A 5,386-nucleotide genomic window follows, 5' to 3' on the forward strand; every position below is an offset into this window, starting at 1 on the left:
CGGGCGGCAAGCCGCCCTGTAACGGAAATTCCCGCCGCTGCGCGGCCGGGGTTGCGGGTATTTCGTTGCGCTAAAACGCAATTTAGAAAATCGCGGCGAAACGAGAATCGTCGCTCGGCTCCATTGGCGCAGGGCAAGAAAATCGGTGGCGCAGTCACGAAATGCATTGCGCCACCGATTCGTTATCTACTGCGCCTGGGTTTGATGTGCCAGAACTGCCGCAGTCCGCAATTGTTCCCAGATCGCGGGGTGCAGACCGTTGTCGAGAACCTGCTCGAACATTTTCCCGAAGCTGTGGGACGGGTCGAGTCGGCGGCCACTCGTCAGTGCTTCACGTGCCAGCGCAGAGCGGCGATTGACCCAGTTGAAGACTCCGGCGAACACCATGAGCGGACCGGCCAAATCCTCGGGTAAAAGTGCGCCGACCTGCCGCATTACCTCGGCGGCTGCATCGGCATTGTTTTCGTCGATGTGTGCGAACAACAGATCGCGCACCGTCACGTCATGCATGGCAGCAGCAATAACGGCTGCGTGCTCATCGGTAACGGTAATGCCGTGCTGTGACGTGCCGTCCAGGTAGTGCGAAAGTGCCAGATCGAATACCCGATCGGCCGCTCGCTGTGGCTCCATGGCGCGTAGAACGATGCGCTTGGCGCCGAAGGCCCGTGAGGCCGCGGCAGCGCGTTCCGGGCCGTGCTGCGCGGCGGTAAACCCTGCTCGGATCTCGCTGCGGGTCTTGAGAATCGTTGTGCCCTCGAACAACGCTTCGGTGATCAGTGGGTGTGCTGCAAGATCGACAGGTGTACCCGACTGTGCGGCAAGTGATCCCGCGCCCGTCCATTGACGTACCAGACCATCGGTGAAAACGAACACAGGCGGAACTGAATCGGGCCGAAATGTTTCGAGCGCTTCGGCTACGTCATTGCCCCGTTCGAGCGTGCCAAAGACAACCACAAGCATCGATTGGCACTCTTCCAGAGCTGGTGTCACACGCAAGGAACTCAGAATTCCCTCCGACACGCCAGGGAGCAGATTGAGGAGGGGGAGCATGGCGACCCTGCACGGGTGCACATCGAGGGTGATGATGACCAACTCGTCCTCGGGAAGATGGCCACCCATAGCCACGGCACCGGCGACAACATCGGACGGGCTGGTCATTCGGAAAGCTGGCATTACGGAACCCCTTTGGGTCGGTGGGCGAACTGGTCAGATTCACCCGATGGATTGGACTGACGAACACTTGAAAGCTACCCCACGCCTACGACAAAAAGGCACTTTGACCTGTGTCTATGTCCCCGGCACACCCGGTGCCGGGGACATAGACACAGGAGGCGACGCAAAGCGCCGGCCTCCCGTAGTCTTAGCTGCTAAGGGGCAGTGATCACCTCGGCTGTGAATCTGCCGATCCGGGTGCGTGACAGACGAGAATTGGTGCCGCGCACATGCTCGAACCAGGCTTCGCGCTGATCGTCCGGCAGAGCGTCCCACGAGCTCGCCGTCAGAGTTTCGTAATCGAGAGCGGCGACAGTCTCGAGCGGTGTGAGCAGACGCCAGCTGGCGAGGCGGTACACGTCCGCGAAGTGGCCGTTAACCGGTGGCCACTCGGTCTCGGGGTGGAGTCGCATAAATGTTTGGGCAGCAACACGTTCCACGGAACGTGCAACCGGATAGTGGCGCGACTGCCGAAACTCTCCGCTGTGAATCTCGTCCCGGAGACTGTTCACGACCGAACCTCCTTGATGGAAGATGAACTGGCCGAAGCTGTTTCGGCTTCCTTCGCCTGCCTGTGTCCAGCAAGTTTGTGATACGGAATAGTGTCCGTCCAATCGCCGCCAATCCTCGCCGGAACAGTGACAGATTTCTTATTGACCCGAACCACCGAATACCAGACACCCGAGCACCTGACCAGATCTCCTTTCGCGATCGTGTCCGGCCCGAAATTGTTGGCCTGACCTGACGCGATCTGCTGGGCGCGGATTCCTTCCCAATAGGTGATCTGGTCGGCCCGCTCGGCGATACGGGTAATCAACGCCTGACGGTAGGTGCCCTCGGCCGGAGGAAATTTCTCGATCAGCTTCACGCCACGCACCACGAAGAGCGTCCGCTCGTGACCGTCGAGCTCGCGTTGGTCCGCGCGCTGCTCTGCGTGCATTTTGTCGATCCGATTCTTCACGGTCACCGGGCTGTAGCGAGCCGCTGTGGTCACCGCTGTCGCCTCCGCGCGCCTACGTGCTTCCTCCGCATTCCCCTCGGCTGCCACAGCCTGTCCCAGGCGCTGATGGACTTTCTTGAGCGCTCGCCGATGCCGCCCCTCCGAATGGTGCCCGACCTTGATCGGCTCACCCCCAGGAGGAAGCTGGGCAGCCGCGCGCTGCTCTGCCTCCCAAGCCGACTCCGCCTGTTCTGACCGGCGCCCCGCCTTCAGCGCGAGCGCTTCCACCCGAGCAGTTTGACGATCAATGCGATCGGCCTCGACCTCGGCCGTCGGCCGCGCTGTCGAGTCGATATCAATCTCGACATCGAAACCACTCGCGCGCAACGCCTCTGCAGTCAACTCAATCAGGCGAACCTTCGGAGCCCGATCCCTACTGCTCCGGATCCCCCAGAAACCGATACTGCGAAACCACCTCCACCCGTGCGCCGCCAATACATCTCCGGAACCATCACCGCGAGAGGTCCCGTCAATTAGCGTTCCATCCGCGGCAGTGTGCGAAATCGTCAACGTCACTTCGAATCTCCGACCTAACAGTGGGGCAGGTAGTCAGTCCGCCCGTCAGCAATTGGACACCTCCAAACCTACCCTCGATATCCGACAAAAACATGCATTCACCTGCGTGTATGTCCCCGCCGCACCCGGTGCCGGGGACATACACGCAGGTTGTGATTGTCTATAGACAGGAACCATCAGGGAACGCGGCAGATGAGGCGAAACAATGATAAAAGCCAGTAGTACCGTCCAAACCGGAAACATTGGGGAATTAGCCATCGGCTACCAGTTCACGAAATTGAATTGGCACGTAGCCCCCAACCCTGCCGGCGAAGTCGGTACAGATGTCTTTCTGCAGCCGCGGACGGCAACAGGCATTGATTCTGGTGCACTCATCGCTGGTCAGGTGAAGAACGGGGACACGTGGTTCGATTATCCGGAATTCGATGCGGACGGAAAACTTGTTGGATGGTGGTTCCGTGATACCAACAGTGAGCATTTGAAGTATTGGCTCGAATACTCTGTGCCGTTCATCCTGTTCCTGCATGAGGAGTCCACCGAAAAATCGTATTGGGTTCATGTGACACAGGATTCAGTTAAAAGTACCGGCAAAGGTGCCAAGATTCTGGTCCGCGTTGATTCAACTGTCGACAAACACCACATAGGAGACCTCCTGGAAATCGCGACCAAAGGCCGAATCCACTCACAATGGGAAGGGACTGCGTGGGGTAGTGCAGATGTGTTGTCGACTGATCGTTACCGCTATGCGATGTTGACGCCGCGCCTGGTGGCCCCCCACCCGAACTCGCCAGTGACGAAACTGGAACCCCACGAAGCCATCGCATTGTTGATCAAAATGCGGCTGAGGCACCTGACACCGCGCACGGCGGTTGACGCGCTGGCCAAAAGTACTAAGGATCCGGCACCGGACCTCGCGGAATGCCGAAGCTCGACCACGTGGGGGTGGCGATTTTATGCTGCAGCGCACGACATTCTGGGCGGTGACGCCAACATTGACGCGCTCGAAAAACTGGTCAAGGACGCCAAGGCGCCATCGGAACGGGCTGCAGCCGCAGTGTTCGCCTGTGCTCTTTCCGTCGAAGACGGAAACCCACAAGGCGGATTGGACGTCGTAGACGGCGCTCTGACCCATAGCGATTACAGCGACGTCGATCGGGCGTGGCTCCTCCTGCACAGAGGCCGTTGTCTAGCCGAGCTCGGCGATCTCGCAAATGCACGTCTCTGTGCCGTCGACGTCCAAAAAATTCGAAATGTAGCGGTAGATGACCCAACCGCTATGGCAATCACAGGATCGGGCACTGATCTCATCTTCAGACTCAACCCATGGTCGACGGACAGCAAGGAAGTTATCGGTGTTGAGGAAGTGATCAAGGGCCGTGACACCCTCGCGTCGTGGTGGAGTCGGCAGGAGGTAGCGGACGGCCTGGAGATTCAGTTCACCGACCAGTTCCAAGTATGGGTGGGTAATTCCGAGGGCCCAGAACTGGATCCGACCAGCTTGAGGCTCCGGTCGGCGACGCTGCTTGCCGGGATCGCTGCGGATCATTCATCCTGGCGAAGATCGCACACACTCTTGGCCCAGTACACGCTCATGAACGACAGCTCAGCTGAGGAGATCGCTAAATCGCTGGCTGCGCTGAGGCACGCAGGTGAACACAAGCTGATCGAGGACACTGTGCGGCATTTACTAAGGGTGGGGCCCGCAACCGCGGTCCGCGCTGCAGCGGGCGTAGTGCGACTTGAACTCGGGACTCGAACTTCGCTACACGCTGACCTGCAAACGATTTCGTCTGCCTCCGATGTCCTTGAAACAGACTGGGCAGACACGCATGCACGCTGGATACTGGCGAGGTTGAATGATACTGGCGACTTGGCAACTCGGCTGCAGCCGACCTTCTCACTGGAGCATGCACTGCTGAAGGTTTTGTCGAATCTTGTTTCCGTGATTTCAGCGCCGGTCCTGCGTGAGGTGATCGAACACATCAAAGAATCTCCACAGCAAGGGGATATCGGCTCCTCGTACGATTGGGCACGCGTCGTGGAGAACGTGCCAATAAGTGAATGGACCAGCGACGACAGAACGGCGGTTGCCGTGCGCAGCAAGGACGGCCCGGCACTCAAAGAAGCGTTCGATCGAATCCTCGCCAAGCACGATTCCGCCCATCGGGAAACGATTCAGAAGCGAATTGAAGAAGGGAACTTGTCCGCTCTCAGTGCTTTTGGAGATGTACGAGACCTAGATGACGACATAGCGAAGGGCGTTATTGAGAAGCTGTCCTCCGCGACCACCCAGCGGATCTCCGACCTCAAAAGCGGCTCGTTCGCCATGGGAGTGAAGGACTTTGCATCCGATCTGGTCACACTGAATGTCTGGTATCCCCAGCTCGCTTCGTGGGATTCGATCTCCGACCTATTGACGACGGAACTGCCTTTCGTCTCTGACCGCCAGGGAGTGCTAGCGAGGATCGCAATTCTGGGGAAAAAGATTCCTCCAGAGGTGGTCGATGTTATTGCAGGTCCGCTCCATGACTTGATGGTCGCCCTTCCCTCAGAGGGGCCTAGTTGTTGTGGGTATGGACGTTGCTGACGAGGGATTGAAGTAGACGGGCTGGTCCTCGGCGTAAGAATGGGAGTTGCGACACAACCGTTCTCGACCAA

At 58.7% G+C, this 5,386-nt stretch carries 4 protein-coding genes; 1 reads left to right on the forward strand and 3 read right to left on the reverse strand.

The features are described 5' to 3' along the window. Positions 1 to 186: 186 nt before the first annotated feature. From ABTX60_RS42985 to ABTX60_RS42995, 3 genes are all read right to left on the reverse strand, one after another. A complete protein-coding gene (locus ABTX60_RS42985) occupies positions 187 to 1,158 on the reverse strand; it encodes a DUF4192 domain-containing protein (RefSeq protein ID WP_003942433.1) in 972 nt (323 codons plus the stop codon). Positions 1,159 to 1,367: 209 nt separating this feature from the next. Next, a complete protein-coding gene (locus ABTX60_RS42990) occupies positions 1,368 to 1,724 on the reverse strand; it encodes a hypothetical protein (RefSeq protein WP_003942448.1) in 357 nt (118 codons plus the stop codon). Further along, a complete protein-coding gene (locus tag ABTX60_RS42995; protein WP_307807323.1) occupies positions 1,721 to 2,554 on the reverse strand; it encodes a DUF3560 domain-containing protein in 834 nt (277 codons plus the stop codon). The genes ABTX60_RS42990 and ABTX60_RS42995 overlap by 4 nt, the downstream gene beginning before the upstream one ends. A 379-nt stretch (positions 2,555 to 2,933) precedes the next feature. Between ABTX60_RS42995 and ABTX60_RS43000 the strand changes: the two genes are divergently transcribed. Continuing rightward, positions 2,934 to 5,315 (forward strand): DUF4365 domain-containing protein, encoded by a 2,382-nt coding sequence (locus ABTX60_RS43000; RefSeq protein ID WP_245220045.1) that lies wholly within the window; start codon positions 2,934 to 2,936, stop codon positions 5,313 to 5,315. Positions 5,316 to 5,386 lie beyond the last annotated feature (71 nt).

Source organism: Streptomyces sp. NPDC126510 (assembly GCF_040302345.1).
Classification (GTDB): domain Bacteria; phylum Actinomycetota; class Actinomycetes; order Streptomycetales; family Streptomycetaceae; genus Streptomyces.

Excerpts from the sequence above, each read along its gene's own strand:
- ABTX60_RS42985 (WP_003942433.1), bottom strand. The coding sequence starts at position 1,158 with ATGACCAGCCCGTCCGATGTTGTCGCCGGTGCCGTGGCTATGGGTGGC.
- ABTX60_RS43000 (WP_245220045.1), top strand. The coding sequence starts at position 2,934 with ATGATAAAAGCCAGTAGTACCGTCCAAACCGGAAACATTGGGGAATTA.